General features: G+C 73.3%; 19 protein-coding genes. 4 read left to right on the forward strand and 15 right to left on the reverse strand.

Features of this window, described 5'->3' with window-relative positions; genetic code table 11:
- Nucleotides 1-164: 164 nt before the first annotated feature.
- The 3 genes from ACFVNO_RS26595 to ACFVNO_RS26605 form a co-directional block, all read right to left on the reverse strand.
- Nucleotides 165-983, reverse strand: coding sequence for a polyprenol monophosphomannose synthase (locus ACFVNO_RS26595; protein ID WP_220560312.1), 819 nt, complete (start codon nt 981-983; stop codon nt 165-167).
- Nucleotides 984-1,100: 117 nt separating this feature from the next.
- Nucleotides 1,101-1,907 carry a DeoR/GlpR family DNA-binding transcription regulator gene (locus ACFVNO_RS26600; RefSeq protein ID WP_355265247.1) on the reverse strand — a complete coding sequence of 269 codons (807 nt, stop codon included), beginning with the start codon at nt 1,905-1,907 and terminating at the stop codon, nt 1,101-1,103.
- A gap of 53 nt (nt 1,908-1,960) precedes the next feature.
- The gene (locus ACFVNO_RS26605; protein ID WP_220565935.1) at nt 1,961-2,128 is read right to left on the reverse strand and encodes a hypothetical protein; all 168 of its coding nucleotides are present in this window, start codon (nt 2,126-2,128) and stop codon (nt 1,961-1,963) included.
- A gap of 104 nt (nt 2,129-2,232) precedes the next feature.
- On the opposite strand from ACFVNO_RS26605, the gene ACFVNO_RS26610 reads away from it, so the two are divergent.
- Nucleotides 2,233-2,994 carry a 4'-phosphopantetheinyl transferase superfamily protein gene (locus tag ACFVNO_RS26610; protein WP_220560310.1) on the forward strand — a complete coding sequence of 254 codons (762 nt, stop codon included), beginning with the start codon at nt 2,233-2,235 and terminating at the stop codon, nt 2,992-2,994.
- A gap of 36 nt (nt 2,995-3,030) precedes the next feature.
- Here ACFVNO_RS26610 and ACFVNO_RS26615 read toward each other — a convergent pair whose 3' ends face one another.
- Nucleotides 3,031-4,185, reverse strand: coding sequence for an acyl-CoA dehydrogenase family protein (locus ACFVNO_RS26615; protein ID WP_355265252.1), 1,155 nt, complete (start codon nt 4,183-4,185; stop codon nt 3,031-3,033).
- Between the two features lie 516 nt (nt 4,186-4,701).
- Between ACFVNO_RS26615 and ACFVNO_RS26620 the strand changes: the two genes are divergently transcribed.
- On the forward strand, nt 4,702-5,607 hold the full coding sequence (locus ACFVNO_RS26620) for a LysR family transcriptional regulator (protein WP_355265255.1): 906 nt from the start codon (nt 4,702-4,704) through the stop codon (nt 5,605-5,607).
- A 6-nt stretch (nt 5,608-5,613) separates the two neighbouring features.
- On the opposite strand, the gene ACFVNO_RS26625 is transcribed toward ACFVNO_RS26620, so the two are convergent.
- A complete protein-coding gene (locus tag ACFVNO_RS26625) occupies nt 5,614-5,742 on the reverse strand; it encodes a hypothetical protein (RefSeq protein ID WP_355265258.1) in 129 nt (42 codons plus the stop codon).
- Nucleotides 5,743-6,136: 394 nt separating this feature from the next.
- Between ACFVNO_RS26625 and ACFVNO_RS26630 the strand changes: the two genes are divergently transcribed.
- Nucleotides 6,137-7,462 carry an ABC transporter substrate-binding protein gene (locus tag ACFVNO_RS26630; protein WP_355265261.1) on the forward strand — a complete coding sequence of 442 codons (1,326 nt, stop codon included), beginning with the start codon at nt 6,137-6,139 and terminating at the stop codon, nt 7,460-7,462.
- A 60-nt stretch (nt 7,463-7,522) separates the two neighbouring features.
- On the opposite strand, the gene ACFVNO_RS26635 is transcribed toward ACFVNO_RS26630, so the two are convergent.
- From ACFVNO_RS26635 to ACFVNO_RS26660, 6 genes are all read right to left on the reverse strand, one after another.
- Nucleotides 7,523-8,167: a VTT domain-containing protein gene (locus ACFVNO_RS26635; RefSeq protein ID WP_355265264.1), complete on the reverse strand. Its 645-nt coding sequence runs from the start codon at nt 8,165-8,167 to the stop codon at nt 7,523-7,525.
- 29 nt (nt 8,168-8,196) lie between these two features.
- Entirely contained in the window at nt 8,197-9,372 is a 1,176-nt protein-coding gene (locus ACFVNO_RS26640; RefSeq protein ID WP_378896580.1) for an AI-2E family transporter, read from the reverse strand.
- Nucleotides 9,369-10,706: a sensor histidine kinase gene (locus ACFVNO_RS26645; RefSeq protein WP_378896583.1), complete on the reverse strand. Its 1,338-nt coding sequence runs from the start codon at nt 10,704-10,706 to the stop codon at nt 9,369-9,371. The genes ACFVNO_RS26640 and ACFVNO_RS26645 overlap by 4 nt, the downstream gene beginning before the upstream one ends.
- Nucleotides 10,707-10,913: 207 nt before the next feature.
- The gene (locus ACFVNO_RS26650; RefSeq protein WP_355265273.1) at nt 10,914-11,705 is read right to left on the reverse strand and encodes a TIGR03943 family putative permease subunit; all 792 of its coding nucleotides are present in this window, start codon (nt 11,703-11,705) and stop codon (nt 10,914-10,916) included.
- Nucleotides 11,702-12,769: a permease gene (locus ACFVNO_RS26655; protein WP_355265275.1), complete on the reverse strand. Its 1,068-nt coding sequence runs from the start codon at nt 12,767-12,769 to the stop codon at nt 11,702-11,704. The genes ACFVNO_RS26650 and ACFVNO_RS26655 overlap by 4 nt, the downstream gene beginning before the upstream one ends.
- Nucleotides 12,770-13,097: 328 nt before the next feature.
- A complete protein-coding gene (locus ACFVNO_RS26660; protein ID WP_355265278.1) occupies nt 13,098-14,648 on the reverse strand; it encodes an alanine/glycine:cation symporter family protein in 1,551 nt (516 codons plus the stop codon).
- A gap of 217 nt (nt 14,649-14,865) precedes the next feature.
- On the opposite strand from ACFVNO_RS26660, the gene ACFVNO_RS26665 reads away from it, so the two are divergent.
- On the forward strand, nt 14,866-16,179 hold the full coding sequence (locus ACFVNO_RS26665) for an MFS transporter (RefSeq protein WP_378896588.1): 1,314 nt from the start codon (nt 14,866-14,868) through the stop codon (nt 16,177-16,179).
- An 85-nt stretch (nt 16,180-16,264) separates the two neighbouring features.
- Here the strand turns inward: ACFVNO_RS26665 and ACFVNO_RS26670 are convergent, their stop codons facing one another.
- The 4 genes from ACFVNO_RS26670 to ACFVNO_RS26685 all read right to left on the reverse strand — a co-directional run bounded on the left by ACFVNO_RS26670 (nt 16,265) and on the right by ACFVNO_RS26685 (nt 21,229).
- Nucleotides 16,265-17,980 (reverse strand): DEAD/DEAH box helicase, encoded by a 1,716-nt coding sequence (locus tag ACFVNO_RS26670; RefSeq protein WP_378896591.1) that lies wholly within the window; start codon nt 17,978-17,980, stop codon nt 16,265-16,267.
- Between the two features lie 325 nt (nt 17,981-18,305).
- Nucleotides 18,306-19,142 carry an enoyl-CoA hydratase/isomerase family protein gene (locus ACFVNO_RS26675; RefSeq protein WP_220560272.1) on the reverse strand — a complete coding sequence of 279 codons (837 nt, stop codon included), beginning with the start codon at nt 19,140-19,142 and terminating at the stop codon, nt 18,306-18,308.
- A gap of 67 nt (nt 19,143-19,209) precedes the next feature.
- Nucleotides 19,210-19,416, reverse strand: a complete 207-nt coding sequence (locus ACFVNO_RS26680; protein ID WP_220560271.1) for a helix-turn-helix domain-containing protein — start codon at nt 19,414-19,416, stop codon at nt 19,210-19,212.
- Nucleotides 19,417-19,630: 214 nt separating this feature from the next.
- The gene (locus ACFVNO_RS26685) at nt 19,631-21,229 is read right to left on the reverse strand and encodes an ABC-F family ATP-binding cassette domain-containing protein (RefSeq protein ID WP_355265288.1); all 1,599 of its coding nucleotides are present in this window, start codon (nt 21,227-21,229) and stop codon (nt 19,631-19,633) included.
- Nucleotides 21,230-21,303 lie beyond the last annotated feature (74 nt).

The following is a 21,303-nucleotide window of genomic DNA, read 5'->3' on the forward strand; positions in this document are numbered from 1 at the left end:
CTCCCCCGTCCGTGGTCGGCCTCTCCGCGGATCGCGTCCGCCCCGGCGGCCGGGCCGGCGCCGGCGCCGTGCGACCGATCCGCCGTGGGATCCCTCCTACCCCCGCGGCACCGGGATCATCACAGGCCGGGGCGAGGTTTTACGGGAGGCGGGGACGGCGCCGGTCAGCGGCGCGAGTTCTCGGCGCGGCGCAGCCGCAGCGGGCGCAGGGCCGCCTCCAGGGCGACGGCGCCGTCCAGCTTGCTCTCGCCCACGGCCCTCTCCTCGAAGTGGATGGGGATCTCGACGATCTTCTGCCCCCGGCGGAAGGCCCGGTAGTGCATCTCCACCTGGAAGGCGTAGCCGGTGCTCTCGATGCCCGGCAGGTCGAGCACCTCCAGGGCGGAGGCCCGCCACACCTTGAAGCCCGCGGTGACGTCGCGGACCGGGATGGCCAGCACCGTCTTGACGTAGGCGTTGGCCCACCCGCTGAGCAGGCGGCGGCGCAGCCCCCACTGCTCGGACAGGCTGCCGCCGGGCACGTAGCGGCTGCCGATGACGACCCCGGCGTTGGTCGCCAGCAGGGTGCCCAGCAGCTGGGGGAGGTAGCCGACGGGGTGGCTGAGGTCGGCGTCCATCTGCGCGACGTACTCGGCGCCGTCCTCCAGGGCCCGGGTCATCCCGGCCACGTAGGCGCGGCCCAGCCCGTCCTTGGCCGTGCGGTGCACCACCGAGACCCGGCCGGGGAACTCCAGGGCGAGCTTGTCGGCGATCTCCCCGGTGCCGTCGGGCGAGTTGTCGTCCACGACCACGGCCCGGAGCCCGGGCAGGTCGAGGGACATGAGCTGCCGGACCAGCACCGGCAGGTTCTCCGCCTCCTCGTAGGTGGGCACGACCACCGTCAGCGCGGCCCGGGACCAGGGCTCGGGCAGGGCGACCGGCTCGGGGGTGACGCGCACCGGCGCGGACGGGGGGTGCTCCGGGGGCGTCGCTGAGGAGGGCATGCGCGGAAGGCTCCTGAGGGTCGGTCGGCGTCGGGTGCGTCCAGGATCACCCATCGGGCACGGAACGCACAATGGGCGTGAACGGTAGGGTACGCCCTTTGCGGGCGCAAGCGGGGCTCACTGCCCCCGTTCACGTGCCACGACGGCGACGTGGACCAGGGCCCCGGTCTCCTCCAGGGTCATCAGGACCTCGGGATCGGAGCTACTGTCCGTGACCAGGTGGGCGATCTCCTCGGGCGGGACGGTGGCGACCATGGTGTCGGCTCCGATCTTGGTGTGGTCGGCCAGGACCACGGTCTCCTCGGCGCAGTCGGCCAGGGCGGCGTCCACGCCCGCGACGGCGGGGTTGGGGGTGCTCAGCCCGCGCTCGGCGCTCACCCCGTTGCCCGACAGGAAGGCGCGGGTGACGCGCAGCCCCTTGAGGCTCTGCTCGGCGGCGGCGCCGACCAGGGCCCGGGCGGGCCCGTAGAGGGTGCCGCCGGTGACCACGACCTCGACGCCGGTCGAGCCGGCCAGGGCCTCGGCGACCCGCAGCGAGTTGGTGACGACGGTGATGTCCGAGCGGGAGGCCAGCTCCCGGGCCAGGGCCTCGGTGGTGGTGCCGGGGCCGATGGTGACGGCGTCGCCCGGGCGGACCAGCCGGGCCGCGGAGGCGGCGATGGCGGCCTTCTCCGCGGCGGCCTGGCCGCTGCGGCCGGTGTAGCTCTGCTCGTGGCCGATGCGCCCGGGCAGGGCCACTCCCCCGCGGCGGCGGTCGACCAGCCCCTCGGTCTCCAGGGCGCGCACGTCGCGGCGGACGGTGACCTCGGAGGCGTGCACCTTGACGGCGATGTCGCGCAGGGACATCGTGCCGTTGGCGCGCACGAGTTCGAGAATGCGCTCCCGGCGTTCGGCGGCGAACGCCGGACGGTTCTCCTCGACCATGGACCTGACCTTCCGTGCTCCGGGCTGGGGCACGGGCGGTGCCCGTGCCCGGTCTAGAGTACGGACCGGCCGGCGACCGGGCGCTCCTCCTCGGCCTCCTCGGCGTCGAGGGGCGTGTCGATACGGTCGGGGTCCTCGGTCAGGAGGGTCGCGATGATGACCGCGGTGAGGGCCACCAGTCCGACGAGCGCTCCGGCTCCGAACAACATCACAACGGACATCTCCGGCCTCCCCAGGGGACGGGCTGACCTGTCCTTTACCCGATTCCCGGTTCGGACCCCCCTCACACCACCGAACACCGTGCGACCGGGTCCACAATGGGGGCATGACTCTCCCTCCTCTGGCGCCCGAGGTCTGGTGGGCGCACACGTCCTCGGCCGCGGACCGGCTCTCGGACCTGTTGGACGAGCGTGAACGGGCCCGGGGCGACCGGTTCCTGCACCGGGCCGACCGGGACCGGCACCTGCTGGCCCGGGCGATGTCCCGGCTGGCGCTGGCGGAGCGGGCGGGCTGCGACCCGCGGGAGGTGGCCTTCGAGCTGCGCTGCCGCTCCTGTGACGAGAAGGAGCGCGCCGGGGCGGAGCGGGACGCCGAGCCGCACGGCAAGCCGCACCCGACCGGCCCGGCCGGCGGGTGGGAGATCTCGGTGAGCCACTCGGGCGAGTGGGTGGTGCTGGTGGTCTCCGAGGGCGTCCCGGTGGGCGTGGACGTGGAGCGGGTGTCGGCCTCGCGCGACCTGGGCGGGCTGGCGGCCTACACGCTGTCCGACACCGAGCGCGAGGCGTGGGAGGGGCTGTCGGAGGCCGAGCGCACGGGGGCGTTCTTCGGCTACTGGGCGCGCAAGGAGGCGCTGCTCAAGGCCACCGGCCTGGGGCTGGCCGGGGGCCTGCGCCGGGTGACGGTGAGTCCGCCGCACACCGGCGCGCGGCTGCTGGAGTGGACGGGGGGCGGCGACCCGGAGGCGGCGTGGCTGACCGACCTGGACCGGGGCGAGGAGTACCGGGCGGCGCTGGCGGTGCTCACCGACCGCCCGGTGGAGCCGGTGCTGCACCCCCCGTCGGCCGTCCGGGACCTGCTGCGCCGTTGAACCGCCGCCGCGGGCGGCCGCGGCGGCGGTGGCGGCTCAGGCGCGGCGGGCGAGGTGGCGGCTGATCACCAGGCGCTGGATCTGGTTGGTGCCCTCGACGATCTGGAGGACCTTGGCCTCGCGCATGTAGCGCTCGACCGGGAAGTCGCGGGTGTAGCCGTAGCCGCCGAAGACCTGGACGGCGTCGGTGGTGACCCTCATGGCGGTGTCGGTGGCCATGAGCTTGGCCATGGCGGCCTGCTCGGAGAAGGCCAGGCCGGCGTCGCGGCGGCGGGCGGCGGCCAGGTACAGCTCGCGGGAGGCGGCGACCTGGGTGGCCATGTCGGCGAGCATGAAGCCGACCCCCTGGAAGTCGCCGATGGCGGAGCCGAACTGGCGGCGCTCCCGGGAGTAGGCCAGGGCGGCGTCGAGTGCGGCCTGGGCGACGCCCACCGCACAGGCGGCGATGCCCAGGCGGCCGGAGTCCAGGGCCGACAGGGCGATGCCGAACCCCTTGCCCTCCTCTCCGATGAGGGCGTCGGCACCGACGCGGACGCCGTCGAAGAGGACCCCGGAGGTGGTGGAGGAGCGCATGCCCATCTTGCGTTCGGGCGCGGCCGCCGACAGGCCCGGGGCGCCGGCCGGGACGTGCAGGCAGCTGATGCCGCGGGCCCCGGAGTCGGGGGCGCCGGTGCGGGCGAACAGGGTGTAGTGGTCGGCCTCGCCGCCGTGGGTGATCCACGCCTTGGCGCCGTTGACCAGGTAGCCGTCACCGTCGCGTTCGGCGCGGGTGGTCATGGCCGCGGCGTCGGAGCCGGAGGCGGTCTCCGACAGGCAGTAGGCGCCCAGCCGGTCGCCGCCGAGCATGGCGGGCAGGTGCTCGGCCTTCTGGGCGTCGGAGCCGAAGGACGCCAGGGGGTAGCAGGACAGGGTGTGGACGCTGACGCCCAGGCCGACGGCGAGCCAGCCGCGGGCCAGCTCCTCCACGACCTGGAGGTAGACCTCGTAGGGCTGGCCCGAGCCGCCGTACTCCTCGTCGTAGGGCAGGCCGAGCAGTCCGGCCGCCCCCAGGGTGCGGAACAGGTCGCGGGGGAAGGCGCCCTCCTCCTCGTCCCGGGCGGCGCGCGGGGCGAGCTCCTTGTCCACGAGTTCCCGGGTCAGCTCCAGGAGCTGTTCCGCCTCGGGCGTGGGCAGCATGCGTTCGACCGCCATGAGTCCTCTCCACCGGTTCCTCGCCATTCCCCGGGATCTTCCGCGGGAATGTAGTAGGACGTCCAACTATATAGTGACGCACGGCACCATATCCCATGGCGACACCCACTCCGGGAGGCGCCCCTTGGACACCGGGGCCCCGGGGGCCGAGGGGGCTGCACGGGGTGTTCCGCCGCGGCCGCCCGCGGAGGGCATCTGTACAGCGGCGCCCGGAACGCCTAGATTCCACGCCATGTCCCCTTGCAGACACCCGCGGCGGAACGGCGGCCCCCGGACCGCCGGCGCGCCCGTGTCCGCAGCCCGCGCCCGGCACGCACCGGAGCCCCGCCGGGACGCGTTGTACAGTCGACAGTGGCCGATGGGCGGCGCGGGCGGAACGGGAGACCGCGGCACGGCGCCCGGGAGGAGTCCGGCGGGCGCGTCCCCGCGCGCCCGCGGCGGACACGCCCCACACGCCCCCGACCGGCCCGGAGCAGCACCCCGACCACCGTCCGACGGCCGGCCCAGGAGGCCCTGATGGATCTCGAACTCCGCCATCTGCGCACCATCTGCCTCCTGGCCGACACCGGAAGCGTCACCAAGGCGGCCGCCGCGCTCTCCACCTCCCAGCCCGCGCTGACCACCCAGCTCCAGCGGATCGAGCGCGAGGTGGGCGGCGCGCTGTTCCACCGGGGCCGCTCGGGGGTGCGCCCGACGGAGCTGGGCGAGTTCGTGCTGGTGCGCGCCCGCGCGGTCCTGCTGTCCATGGACGACCTGCTGCACGACATCACCGCGCGGGGGGCCTCGCCCACCACGCTGCGCGTGGGCGGGGTGGGGCCGCTGGCGATCGACCTGGCGGCGCGGCTGCCGGAGATCTTCCCGAACGTGCCCGCCCACGTGCGCACCGAGTACTCCCCCAAGCTGGTCACCGACCTGGTCCGGGCCGGGCGCCTGGACCTGGGCACCACCATCGACTACGTGGACCGGGACCTGTCCACGGACGGCCCGCTGTCGTGGGCGATGCTGGCGGTGGAACCGCTGCACGTGGCCCTGTGGGCCGACCACCCGCTGGCGGACAAGCCGACGGTGGCCCTGAGCGACCTGGCGGACTGTCCCTGGGCGCTGACCCCGCCGGACGGCACCGGCTGGCCGGAGTGCTTCTACCTGGCCTGCCAGCGCGCCGGGTTCACCCCGCAGGTGCCCTACCGGCTCTACGAGCGCTCGGAGATCCGCGACCTGGTCGCCCGGCGCCGGGCGATCGCCCCCTGCCAGTCGGACTTCGACACCGGGGAGGACGTGGTGGTCCGCCGGCTGGAGGGCGAGCCCATACAGCTGCGCCACCTGCTGGTCTGGCGGCGCGACGGCGCGGTCAGCGGCTCCTCCGACGACATCGCGCGGCTGGCCCGCGAGATCCTGGGCCGGGCGCGCCCGGCCCAGGGCTGACGGGGGTCAGGACGCCCGGGGGCGGACGCGCGGGCGCCGCAGCCAGGGGGCGACCGCCCACAGGCCCGGTCCCGCCCCCGCCGCGAGGACCAGGGCGGTGACGACCCACTCCCCCGAGCCGTTCGGATGGACCACCCGGGTCCGGGCGCGACCGGCCGCCCCTCGGCGCGGCCCCCGCCGGGCCGGCCGGTCGCGGAGGGCCGACAGGCGGCGCGGACCGGTGGGCGCGGGTGCGCCGCGGCCCCGGGTGCGCCACGCGCGACGCACGGGGTGATCGCAGGGGAACTCAGGGGGTCCACGTCGGTTCGGGACGGCCGACTGTGGACAGCGGCAACATCACGAGTTCACTCAAACACCATCCGCAACATCTCGAACCTGTTACCAGTGGTCTCACACACGCGTATGGTGTTTACTCACGGGTAACGTACCGGCCAGTAGGTATCCCTGTCGGGCCCGGCAACGGCCTCGTTCCCCCCTTGGGCCACTCACACCCGCTCCGTGAAGGCACAACGAAGTCCAGGACAGCACCATGCGACCATTGAGAACGATCGCCACGGCACTGGCCGTCGCGGTACTCGCCACCTCCTGCGCGGAGGGGGCGTCCTCGGACCAGGCGGCCGAGGAACTCGCAGCCCAGACCCGAGGGGTCACCGACGACGCGATCGTCATCGGCACGCACCAACCGCTCACCGGACCGGCCTCCCCCGGTTTCCGGCACGTGTCCACCGGCGCCCGCGCCGTGTTCAACTACATCAACGACAACGGCGGCATCCACGGGCGCCGGATCGAGTACCAGGTACAGGACGACTCCTTCGACCCGTCCAAGACCGTCGAGGCCGCCCGCACCCTGATCGAGGACCAGGAGATCTTCGCGATGCTCGGCGGGCTGGGCACGCCCACCCACGAGGCCGTCATCGCCGAGATCAACGAGGCCGGCGTGCCCGACCTCTTCGTCTCCTCCGGCGCCCTGGCGTGGGACCAGCCGGACGTCTACCCCTACAGCTACGGCTTCCAGGTGGACTACTCCCGGGAGGCCAAGATCCAGGGGAGGTACATCGCCGAGAACTTCCCCGGCGACGACGTCGGCCTCCTCTACCAGAACGACGACGTCGGCCCCTCCTCCCAGGCGGGGCTGGAGCAGTACCTCACCGACGAGATCGTCGCCTGGGAGTCCTACGACCCCGGGGCCCCCGAACTCGCCGGCCAGATCGCCTCCCTGAAGGAGAGCGATGCGGAGGTCGTCGTGTGCCACTGCATCCCGGCCTTCCTGGGCCTGGCGATCCTGGAGGCCACCGCCATCGGCTACGACCCGCAGTGGATCGCGCCCAGTTTCGGCGGTGACGTGGAGATCGTGACCTCCCTCATCGAGGAGTACGCCCAGGGCACCCCCGCCGAGGACGTCCCGCCGGAGACGTTCCTGGACGGGCTGATCATCACCGCGTTCCTGCCGATGGCGGCCCAGCGCGACGACCCGTGGACCGAGTTCTTTCTGGAGATCCACGAGGAGTACAACGCCGACACCCCGTTCACCGACACCACGGTCTACGGCATGGTGCAGGCGGTCCTGCTCGCCCAGGTGCTCATGGAGACCGGGCCCGACCTGACCCGCTCGTCCCTGATCGAGACCCTCAACTCGCACGAGTGGACCGGGCCGGGGCTGGTGCCCTTCGCCGCCTCCGAGACCGACCACAGCGGCTACGGCGGTGTCATGGTGGTCCGGCACAACGCCGGCGAGAGCCCGGAGATCCTCCAGGAGCCGATGGTCACCGACAGCGACGGCGGGGAGATCCTCCCGTTCGACATGGAGCGGCCCACTCCCGACGAGGTCGCGATCTTCGGCGGCGAGGGCTCCTGACCCGCCGCGCGCCGGGCGCGGGAGGGGGCCCGGTGCCCTTCCCCCGCGCCCGCCGGGCCGTCAGGCCTCCCCCGCCCGCGGCCCGCGGTGGGCGCGCACCCACCACAGCAGCCCCAGCAGGGCCGCCAGCGCGATCCCGCCGACCGCCGCGGGCAGCCCCAGGTCCGCTCCCCCGGACCCGAGCAGCACCATCGCGGCGGTCGCCGGGACGCCGCCCACCAGCGTGCCCAGGGCGAACGGCCCGACCCGCATCCGGGTGAGGCCGCACCCGTAGTTGACCACCTGGTACGGGACCACCGGCAGCAGCCGCAGCTGGAGCACGGCCTTGAGCGCGTGCTCCCCGGCCACGGCGTCCAGCCGCGCACGCGCGCCCGCGGGCAGCAGCCCGGCCACGGCGTCCCCGGCGACGTACCGGGCGACCGCGAACTGCGCCAGCGCCGCGGCCACCCCGCCGGCCAGGGCCAGCGGCAGCCCCGCCGCGAGCCCGAAGAGCAGTCCCGCGGCGAGGTTCAGCGCGGGCCGGGGCACCAGCGCGAAGACCGCCACCGTGTACAGCACCACGTAGGCGACGGGTGCGGCCGGTCCGGACGCCTCGATCCAGGCGCGCACCTGCTCTGGCTCGGGCCCGTAGACCAGGGCGGCGACCAGCGCCGCCGCCCACACCACCACGAGTACCGCCCGCACCCGCACCCCTCGTCCGTCCACCCGGGCAGCCTACGCGGCGCCCGGGCCGCTCAGGCCTCCTCCAGCCGGGGGAACACCACCTTGTTGAGGATGATCGTCAGCGACGCGGCGACCGGGATCGCCAGCAGCGCCCCCACCAGGCCCATCATGGCGCCGCCGACCAGGGCCGCGGTGATGTTGGCGGTCGGCGAAACGTGCACGGCCCGGCGCATGACCCGGGGGGAGATCACGTAGCTCTCGATCTGCTGGTAGACGAGGAAGAAGGCCAGGGTGAACAGCCCCAGCCAGGGGTCCACCACCACCATGGCCAGCGAGGCCGCCAGCGCGCCGATGGTGGTGCCCACCAGCGGGATGAGCGCCGTCACGCCCACCACCAGTGCCAGGGTCAGCGCGTAGGCGGACCCGACCGCCCACAGGAACAGGAACGCCACCAGCCCGGTGATCGCCGCCACCACCAGCTGGCCGGCGATGAACGCGCCGATGCGCAGCACGATCTCGTCGCCGATCTCGCGCACCCCGCCGCGCCGCGAGCGGGGCACCAGCCGGTAGCAGACGTCGAGGATGCCGTGCAGCGACGCCATGAAGAACAGGGTGAGGATGAAGATCGTGAACGAGGCCACCAGGGAGTCGACGACCACCTGCCCCACCCCGACCAGGCCGCCGAACAGCTGCCGCCCCACGTCGGGGTCGACGACCGCCCCCTGCAGCTTGTCCAGCAGGTCGTAGCGCTCGTTCAGGTCGGCGAAGAAGGGGTTCTCCTGGAGGTCGCCGATCATCGCGGGCAGCCCGGCGGCCAGGCCGGCGATCTGCGCGCTCAGCGGCGGGACGATCGCCCACACGAACACGGCGGCGAACGCCACCAGGGCCAGGCACACGGTGACGATGGCCGCCCACCGCGGCATGCGGGCGCGGACGTGCAGGAACTCGATCATCGGATTGAGCCCGACGGCGAGGAAGAGCGCCACCAGGATGTAGACGAGCACCCCGCGCACGCCCACCAGTGCCTGCACCATCAGCCAGGCGACGAGCACGCCCAGGGCCCCGACGAACCCGATCCGGAAGTAGGCCGGGCGCCGGGCCGGGGGTCCCGGACGGTCCTCCGCCGCCGTCTGCGGCTCCTCCCTGGCCGTGTGCTCCTCCCGTCCGGCCCCCTCCCCCCGCGGCCCCCTCCCCTCGCGCGGTCCGCCCCTGCCGCCGTTCGGCTCCGTCGACGCTCCGTCGCTCATGCCGTCTCCGCCCCCTTCTCCGCTGGAACGCGCAGGGTGAACAGCGCACCGCCGAGCAGGTCGCTGCGACCGGCCACCAGGGTGCCCCCGTAGGCCTTGGCGATCTCCCGGGAGATGGCCAGTCCCAGGCCGCTGCCCTCGGGGTCCAGGTCGCGCGACTCGCGCAGCCGGGCGAACCGCTCGAAGATCCGCTCGCGGTCGGCCTCGGGGACCCCGGACCCGTCGTCGTGCACCTCCACCACCGCGTATCCGTCCTCGTCGAGGTCGACGACGATGTCGATCCGCTCGTGGGCGTGGCGCTCGGCGTTGGCGACCAGGTTGGTCAGCAGCCGGGTCACCCGCAGCCGGTCCATGCACACCGGGACCTCGACCGGGGCGCGGACGTGCAGGTCGGCCACCTCCTGGCGGTCCCCGAACTCCTTCCGCACCAGGGCGGCGAGGTCGAAGGGCTCGCGGGAGGCCGCCAGGTCCGATCCCATGCGGGCGAGTTCGAGCAGGTCGGAGACGATGTTCTCCAGGCGCTCGGTGTCCGAGAGCAGGTCGGTCAGCAGCCGCTCGCGCTCCCGGGGGTCGGGGCGGGGGTCCGACAGCTCCACCTCCAGCTTGGCGCGCATCCCGGCGATGGGGTTGCGCAGCTCGTGGGAGGCGTCGGAGACGAACCGGCGCTGGCGGGTGACGGCCTCCTCCAGCCGGTCGAGGCTGGCGTTGGCGGTACGGGCCAGGTGCGCGATCTCGTCCTCGGTGCGCGGGACCCGGAGCCTGCGGTGCAGGTCGGTGACGGAGATGGCCTCCATCTGGTCGCTGATCAGCTCCACCGGGCGCAGGGCGCGGCCCACGCCGACCCAGATGATCAGCGCGGTGACGGCGAGCAGCCCGAGCGAGGTGCCGATCAGCACCGCCTCCAGGGTGCCCGTGGCCAGGACCGGGGGCGTCCGGGACGCCGCCAGCACCATGACGTCGCCGTAGGCGGAGTCGGCGACGGCGTACCCGACCACCAGGTAGCAGTCGGTGTAGTCCCCGTCGTCCCGGTCCACGCAGGTGGTGGTGTCCACCCGGAAGTCGCCCCGGCTGGGGTGGTCGTGGGTGAGCGGGGGGAGGCCGCGCATGGCGTCGCTGGCAGCGAGCACCTCGCCGGAGTGCCAGTCGACGACCTGGAGCCGCAGGACCGGTTCGGGGGCCGGGACGGGCCCCGGGTAGCGCTCCGTGCTGATCTCCTCGACGACGTGGCGCGCGGAGATGGCGGCGCGGTCCCGGGCCTGGGAGGTGATGAGGTCGCGCAGCAGGAGGATGGAGACGGTCAGGCCGATGGCGACGACGACCACGAGCGCGATCATGGCCCCCGCGGTGACCCGTCCTCTGATCGAGCGGGGACGCACGCGGTTCCAGATCCGTCTGCGGCCACCGCTCCTGTCCGACACCCGCCCATTGTCACCCGCCGTGGCCGTGAACCGCCGAATTGGGCCCGGTGTGGCGCAGTGGGTGCACGGACAGTGACCCGTGTCCCGATTCGGGGCGTTCCGGTCGCCCGGGGGCCCGCGGCATCACTCGTAGGGGTCCGGCGGGTCGGTCACCTCCTCCCGTTCGGTGACCGCGAACCGGTGCTCGCTGACGTCGTACAGCTCCCCCTCGGGCTCCACCCAGGTGCCCCGGACGGTCCACCAGCTGTCCGCCTCCGGGACGGGGCCGTCGGTGATCAGCACCTTGTTGACCACCGCGTCGGCGGCACAGCAGGCCATCTGGAGCCGGGCCAGGTACCATCCCTCGCCGTCCTCGGCGGGGACGGCGAACCCGGTGAGCTCGACGGTGCGCCCGGCCATCGCGCGCTCCTCGTCGATCCAGGCGCGCATGACGAACTGGCGCAGTTCCAGGGGGACGACCTCGCCCTCGGCGGCCTCCTCCAGGCCGTCGTCGAACTGCCCCGACCGCTCCCGCTGGGGCGGTGGCGCTGAGGACTCCGAGGCGGTGCTCTGCACGGTGTAGGAGCCCAGCGCCGGCGGGGCCACCACGAACACGGCGAGCACCGGGAGCAGCAGCAGCCAGGCCACGTGCGGGGCGCGCGAGTGGTCGTGGCCGTGGCCGCCGCCGTGCCCGTACGCCTCGGCGACGGCCTCGTCGTCCCCGGGGTGCGCGTGGTGCGCGTGCTCCTCGGCCTCCCCGCGCAGCTCGGCGATGACCAGCCACACGCCCAGCACCGCCATGACCGCGCCGGCGGCGATGAGGAACGGCTGGAAGGCGGGTTTGACCCAGTTGAGGTACATGTCCGTGGGCACGGTGGCGGTGAGCGCCGAGGTGCCCAGCAGCACCAGTGTGAGCCCTTGCGCGATGCGGTTCACAGGATCAGGCCTCCGATCAGGAAGGTGGCCGCCAGGGCGACGATCAGGCACAGGGGGACGAAGCGCACCACGAACCGCCAGCCGAACATCCCGGCCTGCATGGCGATGAGCTTGAGGTCCACGATGGGGCCCACCACCATGAACGCCAGCTTGGCGGTGGGCGAGAAGTCGGTGAGGCTGAGCGCGACGAACGCGTCGGCCTCGGAGCAGATCGACAGCAGGATCGCCAGCAGCGCGAGCACCAGCACCGAGACCACCGGCATCCCCGCCACGGTCAGCAGCCACTCGCGGGGGACCATGACGTTGATGGTGGCGGCGGCCAGCCCGCCGACGACGAGGTAGCCGCCGGCGTGCATCATGTCGTGCACCATCGACTCGCGGAAGACCCGCCACTTGGACTCGCCCGGGTCGACCGGCCGCGAGGGCAGGCGCAGCCACTCGGTACGGCCGAAGCGCACCCAGATCCAGCCGATGACGACCGCGGCCAGCAGCGAGGCGACGAACCGGGCGAGCACCATCTCCGGCTGCCCGGCGAAGGCCACGGCGGTGGCGATCATGACGACCGGGTTGATGGCGGGCGCCGCCAGCAGGAAGGTGAGCGCTGCGGCGGGGGCGACCCCGCGCCGGATCAGGCTCCCGGCGATGGGCACCGACGCGCACTCGCAGCCCGGCAGCAGCGCGCCGGACAGCCCGGCCACCGGGACCGCGTGGCCGGCCTTGCGCGGGATGAACCGCTGGTAGACGGAGGTCGGCACGAAGGCGGTGAGCGCCGCCGACAGCGCGACCCCGAAGACCAGGAAGGGCAGCGCCTGGAAGCAGATGGCGGTGAAGATGGTCGCCCAGGTCAGGAACGCCGGCCCGGTCAGCTGGTCGGAGAACCAGGCGTGGCCGACGGCCATCGCGGTGATGAGCGCCGCGAACAGCCAGACCGTCCCGGTGCGGCGCCCGCCGCGGCGGCGCCCCCAGTCGTCGGGTGGCAGCTCGGAGTCCCGTGCGGGGACGAACGGGTCGCCGGGCGGGGGCTCGCCCCCGTGGGTGTGCTGGGGTGTGGTCCGTTCGGACACGGTGGCACTCCGTGATGGATCGTGTGGGTCTTCGGGCATAGTACCGAAAACCGTTTTCGTCCTGGACCGGTCCGGGACGGCCTGTGGACGACTCCTCCGCACCGTGGCACGGGCATGGCGAGGCCGCCCGGCCCGGACCGCACACCCGCCCCCGCGTGCCGGGCCCCCGGCACGGCAACGGGGGGCACCGTCCACAGCGTGGCACAGGCGTAGCGGGACCGACCGGCCCGGACCGCGCACCCGCCCCCGCGCGCCGGAGGAGTCCGGCACGGCAACGGGGGGAGCGCCGTCCGCTCCCCCCGTGTCCCCGCCGCGCGGTCCGCGGGCCTCAGTCGCCCCGGCGCTCGTCGTCCTCGGGCCCCTCCTCCGGGGTCTCGTCGTGCTCGGCCAGGGCCTCGGCCGGGTCGGCCGGGGCCTGCCCTTGGCTGCGGTCCACGTCCTCGGGCAGCGCCCCGCCGGGCTCGCCCCAGCACTGGACCCCGCGCAGGTCGGGCATCTTGGACAGCGTGAACTGCGGGTCCAGCCCGTTGCGCAGCTGGCGGCTGTAGTCGGCCAGCAGGCGGAAGGCGACCGCCGACAGCGGCGCCAGGGCCAGCAGGTTGACGGTGGCCATGACGCCCATCGCGATGTCCGCGAGGTTCCACACGACGGTGAGCGGGGCGACGGCGCCCAGGAAGACCGCCGCCAGCACCGCGTAGCGGAAGTACGCCATGTGCTTGGGGTCGGCGTCCAGGAACCCGAGGTTGGTCTCGCCGTAGTAGTAGTTGCCCAGCACCGACGTGAACGCCAGCAGGAACAGGATCACGGTCAGGGCGTGCAGGGACCAGCCGCCCAGGGTGCTCTCCAGCGCCCGCTGGGTGACCTCGGCCCCGGTCTCCGTGGTGAAGTCGGGCCCGTAGACCAGGATGATGAACGCGGTGACCGAGCACACCAGCCAGGTGTCGAAGTACACGCCCAGGGTCTGCACCAGGCCCTGCTTGGCGGGGTGGGAGACCGACGCGGTGGCGCCGGCGTTGGGCGCCGAGCCCAGGCCGGCCTCGTTGGAGAACATGCCCCGGCGCATCCCCTGGAGGATCGCGGCCCCGGCACCGCCCGCCACGAACTCGCGCACCCCGAACGCCCCGGCGAAGATGTCGCCGACCACCCGGGGCAGCTCCTCGATGTTGAGGGCCACGACGGCCAGGCCGAGCAGGATGTACAGGATCGCCATCAGCGGGACCAGCGCCTGGGCGACGGTGGCGATGCGGCGCACGCCGCCGAAGATGACGGCCGCGGTCAGGCCCACCAGCCCCAGGCCGACGACGACGTCGAGGAACCAGCCGGCGGGGAGGCCCAGGTCGCCGACGGAGGTGGAGACGGCCCCGGCGATGCTGTTGGACTGCACCGTGTTGAAGACCAGGCTGAAGGTGACGGTGATGACGACCGCGAACAGCACGCTCATCCACCGGTTCTCCAGGCCGTAGCGGATGTAGTAGGCGGGGCCGCCGCGGAAGCCCGTGGGGGTGCGCACCTTGTACAGCTGGGCCAGGGTCGACTCCACGAACGCGGCCGCGCCCAGGACGCAGGACATCGCCCACATCCAGAAGACCGCGCCCGGACCGCCGAGCATCACCGCGGTCGCCACGCCCACGATGTTGCCGGTGCCGACCCGGGAGGCGGCCGAGATCGCGAAGGCCTGGAAGGAGGAGATCTCCCTGCCGCCGTCGGGGGCCGTGCCGGGGCTGCTGCGCAGGACCCGGAACATCTCCGGCAGCAGCCTCAGCTGCACCACACCGGACCGGACCGTGAAGTACACGGCCAGCAGGACGAGGAGTGGGATGAGGAAGTAGGACCAGAAGACGTTGTTGACGGCGACGAGAAAGGTGTTGAGGACGGGCACGCGTTTCCCTTCCGGCGACCGGGTGGCCCCGTTGACGGCACCGGGGTCTGCCCGCCACTGTCCACCGCGGCCCGGCCGGAACGGGATGCGGACACGCGAAACCGCGGTAAAGGACCTTAATGTCAGCGCCGCACGGGGCCATCACCCATACCGGGGCGGTCACATATGGCGCATGTGACCATGGTCACTGCCGATCGGCGTCTCTACCGTTCGGAACATGAGCACGACCACCCCAGACCCCGCCGCCGCGAAGCGCACCCCCTTCATGCGCGTGGTGACCGCCAGCCTGATCGGCACCACCATCGAGTGGTACGACTTCTTCCTCTACGGGTCGGCCGCCGCCCTCGTCTTCAACCACGTCTTCTTCCCCGAGTCCGATCCGCTGGTGGGCACCATGCTGGCGTTCACCACCTACGCGGTCGGCTTCATCGCCCGCCCGCTGGGCGGACTGGTCTTCGGCCACTTCGGCGACCGGATCGGCCGAAAACAGCTCCTGGTCCTGAGCCTGCTGCTGATGGGCGGCGCGACCTTCGCGATCGGCCTGCTGCCGACCTACGCCGCCGTCGGCGTCGCCGCGCCGCTGCTGCTGACCCTGCTGCGGGTCGTCCAGGGGTTCGCCCTGGGCGGCGAGTGGGGCGGGGCCGTCCTGCTGGTCGCCGAGCACGGCAGGCCCGAGCACCGGGGCTTCTGGGCCTCCTGGCCGCAGGCGGGCGCGCCCGGCGGCAACCTGCTGGCCACCGCGGTGCTGGCGGTCCTGGCCGTGGCCCTGCCCGACGAGGCCTTCCTGGACTGGGGCTGGCGCATCCCGTTCCTGCTGTCCGGGGTGCTGGTCCTCATCGGCCTGTGGGTGCGCCTGGCGGTGACCGAGTCCCGGGTGTTCCAGGAGGCGCGGGCCCGGGCCGAGGGGTCGGGCGAGCGGGAGCGGGCGCCCATCGTCGGCGTACTGCGCCACCACTGGCGTGAGGCGCTCGTCGCGATGGGCGTGCGGATGGCCGAGAACGTCTCCTACTACGTCGTCACCGCGTTCATCCTGGTCTACGCGACGCAGCAGGCGGACATGCCCAACGGCCTGGTGCTGAACGCGGTGCTCATCGCCTCGGCGGTCCACCTGGTGACGATCCCGCTGTGGGGCGCGCTGTCGGACCGGGTGGGGCGCCGCCCGGTGACGGCGGTCGGCGCGGCCGGGGTCGGCCTGTGGGCGTTCGCGTTCTTCCCGCTGATCGACACCGGCGCGTTCTGGGCGGTGACGCTGGCCGCGACGGTGGGCCTGGTGATGCACGGTGCCATGTACGGCCCGCAGGCGGCGTTCTTCTCGGAGCTGTTCAGCACGCGGACGCGCTACTCGGGGGCGTCGGTGGGCTACCAGCTGGCGTCGATCGCGGCGGGCGGGGTGGCCCCGCTGATCGCGACGGCCCTGCTGGCCGCGTTCGGGTCGAGCCTGCCGATCTCGCTGTACGTGGCGGCGATGGGCGCGCTCACGCTGACGGCGGTGTGGGCGTCCCGGGAGACCCGGGGCCGTTCCCTGGACTGATCGGCACCGCGTCCGAGAGGAGTCCTCACCCCGGTAAGGGCCCGGGCCCGGCAGGTGATCCTGCCGGGCCCGGGTCGGTGCTCGCTCAGTACTGGCGGGCGGAGTCGAAGCGCTCGCCGCCGCGGCGGTTGCCGCGCGGGCCGCCCCGGGAGTCGTCCCGGTAGCCGCCCCGGCGCTCGCCGCCGCGGTAGCCGCCCTCACGGCGGTCACCCCCGCGGAAGCCGCCCTCGCGGCGCTCGCCGCCGCGGAAACCGCCCTCGCGGTCACCGCGGAAGCCGCCCTCACGGCGGTCCCCGCCGCGGAAGCCACCGTCGCGGTCGCCCCGGTAGCCGCCCTCACGGCGCTCGCCGCCACGGAAGCCGCCTTCACGGTCGCCACCGCGGAAACCGCCCTCGCGGTCGCCCCGGTAGCCGCCCTCACGGCGGTCCCCGCCGCGGAAGCCACCGTCGCGGTCACCGCGGAAGCCGCCCTCACGGCGCTCGCCGCCGCGGTAGCCGCCCTCACGCCGGTCGCCGCGGTAGCCCCCGCGGTAACCGCCGCCGCGCGGGCCGCCGCGGCCGCGGCGCTCGCGCACCGGCTCCGGCGGCTCGATCCACGGCTCCCAGGAGGGCTCGCGGGCTCCGGTCACCTCGGCGAGCAGCTCGTCGCCGGGGTTCACCAGGTGTTGCTGGGCGTCGACGCCGGCGTCGCTGAGCAGGCGTCGGGCCATGCGGCGCTGGTTGGGCGCCACCAGGGACACCACGGAGCCGGAGGAGCCGGCGCGGGCCGTGCGGCCGCCGCGGTGCAGGTAGTCCTTGTGCCCGGTGGGCAGGTCGACGTTGACGACCAGGTCGATGCCGTCGACGTGGATGCCGCGCGCGGCGACGTCGGTGGCGACCAGGGCCTGGATGCGGCCCTCGCGGAACTTGGCCAGGGTGCGGGTGCGCACGCTCTGGGTCTTGCCGCCGTGCAGGGAGGCACTGGGCACGCCGGCCTCGGCCAGCTGCTCGCTGATCGTGTCGGCGCGGTACTTGCTGCGCACGAACAGGATGGTGCGGCCCTCGCGCGCGGCGATCTGGGCGATGATCTTGTTCTTGTCGCGGGGCAGCACCTTGAGCAGGTGGTGCTCCATGGTGGTGACCTGGGAGACCGGCGGGTCCACCGAGTGGGTGCGCGGGTCGTTCATGTACTTGCGCACCAGCTTGTCGACGTCGCCGTCGAGCGTGGCGGAGAACAGCAGGGTCTGGCCCTCGGGCTTGACCTGGTCGAGCAGCTCGCTGACCTGCGGCATGAAGCCCATGTCGCACATCTGGTCGGCCTCGTCCAGCACCGAGATCTCGACGTCGCCCAGGTCGCAGGCGCCCTGCTCGATCAGGTCGGTGAGGCGGCCGGGGGTGGCGACCAGGACGTCGACACCGCGGCGCAGCTCGTTGATCTGGCGGGTGTAGGAGCTGCCGCCCACGACGTCGCCGACGCGGGCGCCCACGATGCGGGCGTAGGTGCGCAGCGCGTCGCGGACCTGGTGGGCGAGTTCGCGGGTGGGCACGAGGATCAGGGCCCGGGGGCGGTTGGCGGCGGCCCGGCGCTCGGCGGCGCGGACCAGGACCGGCAGGCCGAAGGCCAGGGTCTTGCCCGAGCCGGTGCGGCCGCAGCCGAGGACGTCGAGTCCCTCGAGGGCGTCGGGGATCGTGGCCGCCTGGATCGGGAACGGGGTGGTCACACCGTTCTTGGCCAGCTCTTCGACGATGTCCTGGGGAAGCCCGAGGCTGTCGAAGGCAGGCTCTACGGCAGTGTCCGTCAAGGTGACGTGTACCTTCCTCATCGGTTGGCGGCGTTTCGAGGAAGGCTCCACACGGAAGGCCATCGCGGTCCCGGCGAAGAAATCACACAAACGCGCCTGATCACACGCGGATGTGGGCCCCTACGTCGGACATGGGGCTTGGTCTCTTCGGGAAGAGTCGCGCCGAGGTGATCGGCGTACGAGATCCGCGTCTTGAGCGGTCTCGGCGCGCCCTGATGCGCGCGGCATTGCGAACGACCGCTTGGTGAAGCCTACTAGAGATCGCTCCGAAGTGGGGACGGGACGGGCGTTTTTCACCGGTGATCCGGGTCTCTCCGCCCCGTCCCCGCCTTCGGGCGGCGCGGGGTCAGGCCCCGGCGCCCATGGCCTTGGCCAGGGAGGTCAGCCGGTCGACCTGCGCGCGGCGCTCGGCGCGGGCCTGCTCCTCGAGGGTGTTGCCCGCGGCCTGCTGGAGCAGCGCCTTGGTGGCGGCGGCCGCCTCCGGGTTGGTCGCCAGCAGCGCGGCGACGACGTCGTCGACGGCGCCCTCCAGCTCCTCCACGGGGACGACCAGCTCCGCCAGGCCCAGCTCGCGGGCCTCGGCGGCCTCGACCCGGCGGGCGGTCAGGCAGATCTCGACGGCGCGGTTGACGCCGACGATGTCGACCAGCGGCTTGGTGCCGGTGAGGTCGGGGACCAGCCCCAGGGCGGGCTCCTTCATCGTGAACTTGGCGTCCTCGGCGAGGATGCGGATGTCGCAGGACAGGGCCAGCTGGAACCCGGCGCCGATGGCGTGCCCGCGGACGGCGGCGACGCTGACGATGTCGGGGCGGCGCAGCCACAGGAACCCGGCCTGCAGCTCGGCGATGTGGCCCTCGATGTCGTCGGCGTCGGCGCTGCCGTCCAGGACGCCGGCCACCAGGGAGCGCTCCCCCTCGACCCCTTCGGGGGTGAACATGTTGAGGTCGATCCCGGCGGAGAAGATGTCGCCCTCTCCGGCGATCACGACGATTCGGACATCCTCGGGAAGGGTCTGGCCGATGTGGGCCAGGGTCGTCCAGGTGCGCCCGGTCATCGCGTTGCGGCGCTCGGGGCGGCTGATGGTGATGCGGGCGACGTGCCCGTCCACCCTCAGCCGGAGCCCGGCCCTGGAGAGCTCGTCCTCGGTGGGCGGCTCACCGGCGCCGTTCGCGGCCTGTGCCATGGGGGTTCCTTCCGTGGGTGTGCCGTGTCACCCCGAATATTACCCATGGGTAACCGCCAGGGCGCGCTCAGGCCTTGCGTGTCGCCCCGCCCCGGCCGCGCAGCTCCACCCCCGCCTCGCCGAGCAGGCGGTGCACGAAACCGTAGGAACGCCCGGTGGCCGCCGCCAGCTGGCGGATGCTCTCGCCCGCGTCGTAGCGGCGCTTGAGCTCGACGGCGAGTTCGGAGCGGTTCTCACCGGCCACCCGGGTGCCCTTTCCCAGCGCGTCGTTCACAGGTTCACTCCTCGAGGGGTCGACGGTCAGGGACCCTCATGATGGGACATCGGGATCGCGGACCGCCACATTGACCGCCCGCCACGCCGGACACGCCGGGCGATCGCCCATTTTCGGAACGCCGCAAACGCCGACCGAAAAGAGGAGGGGTGAACCTCACCGGTCCCCCGGGCGTCCACCCCCGTCCCGGGGCGCCCGGGCGCCCCGCCGGCGCTCACGCCAGCGCGATGAGGTCCTCGAACTCGGCGTTCCACACGTCCTCGACCCCGTCGGGCAGCAGGATGACCCGCTCGGGCTGGAGCGCGTCCACCGCCCCCTCGTCGTGGGTGACCAGCACGATCGCGCCCTTGTAGTTGCGCAGCGCCGCCAGGATCTCCTCGCGGCTGGCCGGGTCCAGGTTGTTGGTCGGCTCGTCCAGCAGGAGCACGTTGGCGCTGGAGACCACCAGCGTGGCCAGGGCCAGCCGGGTCTTCTCGCCGCCGGAGAGCACCCCGGCGGGCTTGTCCACGTCGTCCCCGGTGAACAGGAACGAGCCCAGGGTGCGCCGCGCCTCGACCTCCGGCAGGTCCGGGGCGGCGCTCATCATGTTCTCCAGGACGCTGCGGTCCACGTCCAGGGTCTCGTGCTCCTGGGCGTAGTAGCCCAGTTTGAGCCCGTGCCCGGGGACCACCCGCCCGAAGTCGGGCTGCTCGATCCCGCCCAGCAGGCGCAGCAGGGTCGTCTTGCCCGCGCCGTTGAGGCCCAGGATGACGACCCGGCTGCCCCGGTCGATGGCCAGGTCCACGCCCGTGAAGATCTCCAGCGACCCGTAGGACTTGGACAGCCCCTCCGCCATCAGCGGGGTGCGCCCGCTCGGCGCCGGGTCGGGGAAGCGCAGCTTGGCGACGCGGTCGGCCTGGCGCACCCCCGCCACGCCGTCCATGATGCGGTCGGCGCGGTTGAGCATCTGCTGGGCGGCGCGCGCCTTGGTCGCCTTGGACCGGAACCTGTCGGCCTGCTTGCGCAGGGTGTCGGCCTGCTTCTCGGCGTTGGCCAGCTCCCGCTTGCGGCGGCGCTCGTCGGCCTCGCGCTGGGCCAGGTACTGCTTCCAGCCCATGTTGTAGATGTCGATGACGCTGCGGTTGGCGTCCAGGTAGAAGACCTTGTTCACCACCTGCTCGACCAGCTCCACGTCGTGGCTGATCACGATGAGCCCGCCCTGGTGGGACTTGAGGAAGTCGCGCAGCCAGGCGATGGAGTCGGCGTCCAGGTGGTTGGTGGGCTCGTCCAGCAGCAGGGTGTCGGCCCCGCTGAACAGGATGCGCGCCAGCTCGATGCGGCGGCGCTGGCCGCCGGACAGGGTGCGCAGCGGCTGGCCCAGCACCTTGTCGGGCAGGCCCAGGCTGGAGGCGATGGCGGCGGCCTCGGACTCGGCGGCGTAGCCGCCCAGCACGTGCAGGCGCTCCTCCCAGCGCCCGTAGGCGCGCACGCCCTTGTTGCGGGTCTTGGTGTCGGTGCTGGCCATCTTCTTCTCGGCCTCGCGCAGCCCGCGCAGGGCCTCGTCGATGCCGCGGGCCGACAGGATGCGGTCGCGGGCCAGCACGTCGAGGTCGCCGGTGCGGGGGTCCTGGGGCAGGTAGCCGATGCTCCCGGAGGAGGTGACCGTGCCGCCGGTGGGCAGGCCCTCGCCCGCCAGCACCTTGGTCATCGTGGTCTTGCCCGCGCCGTTGCGCCCCACGAGTCCGATGCGGTCACCGGCGGCGACGCGGAAGGTGGTCGGCTCCAGCAGGAGGCGAGGACCGACGCGCAGTTCGAGGTCGGTGGCGATCAGCATGATGGGGCTTCCTACGAGGTGGAGACGGTTCGGGCGGCCGTGCGCGCCGGTCCGGCGGCGGTGCGGGCGGACGG

Source organism: Nocardiopsis sp. NPDC057823, assembly GCF_042797335.1.
Lineage (GTDB): Bacteria > Actinomycetota > Actinomycetes > Streptosporangiales > Streptosporangiaceae > Nocardiopsis > Nocardiopsis changdeensis.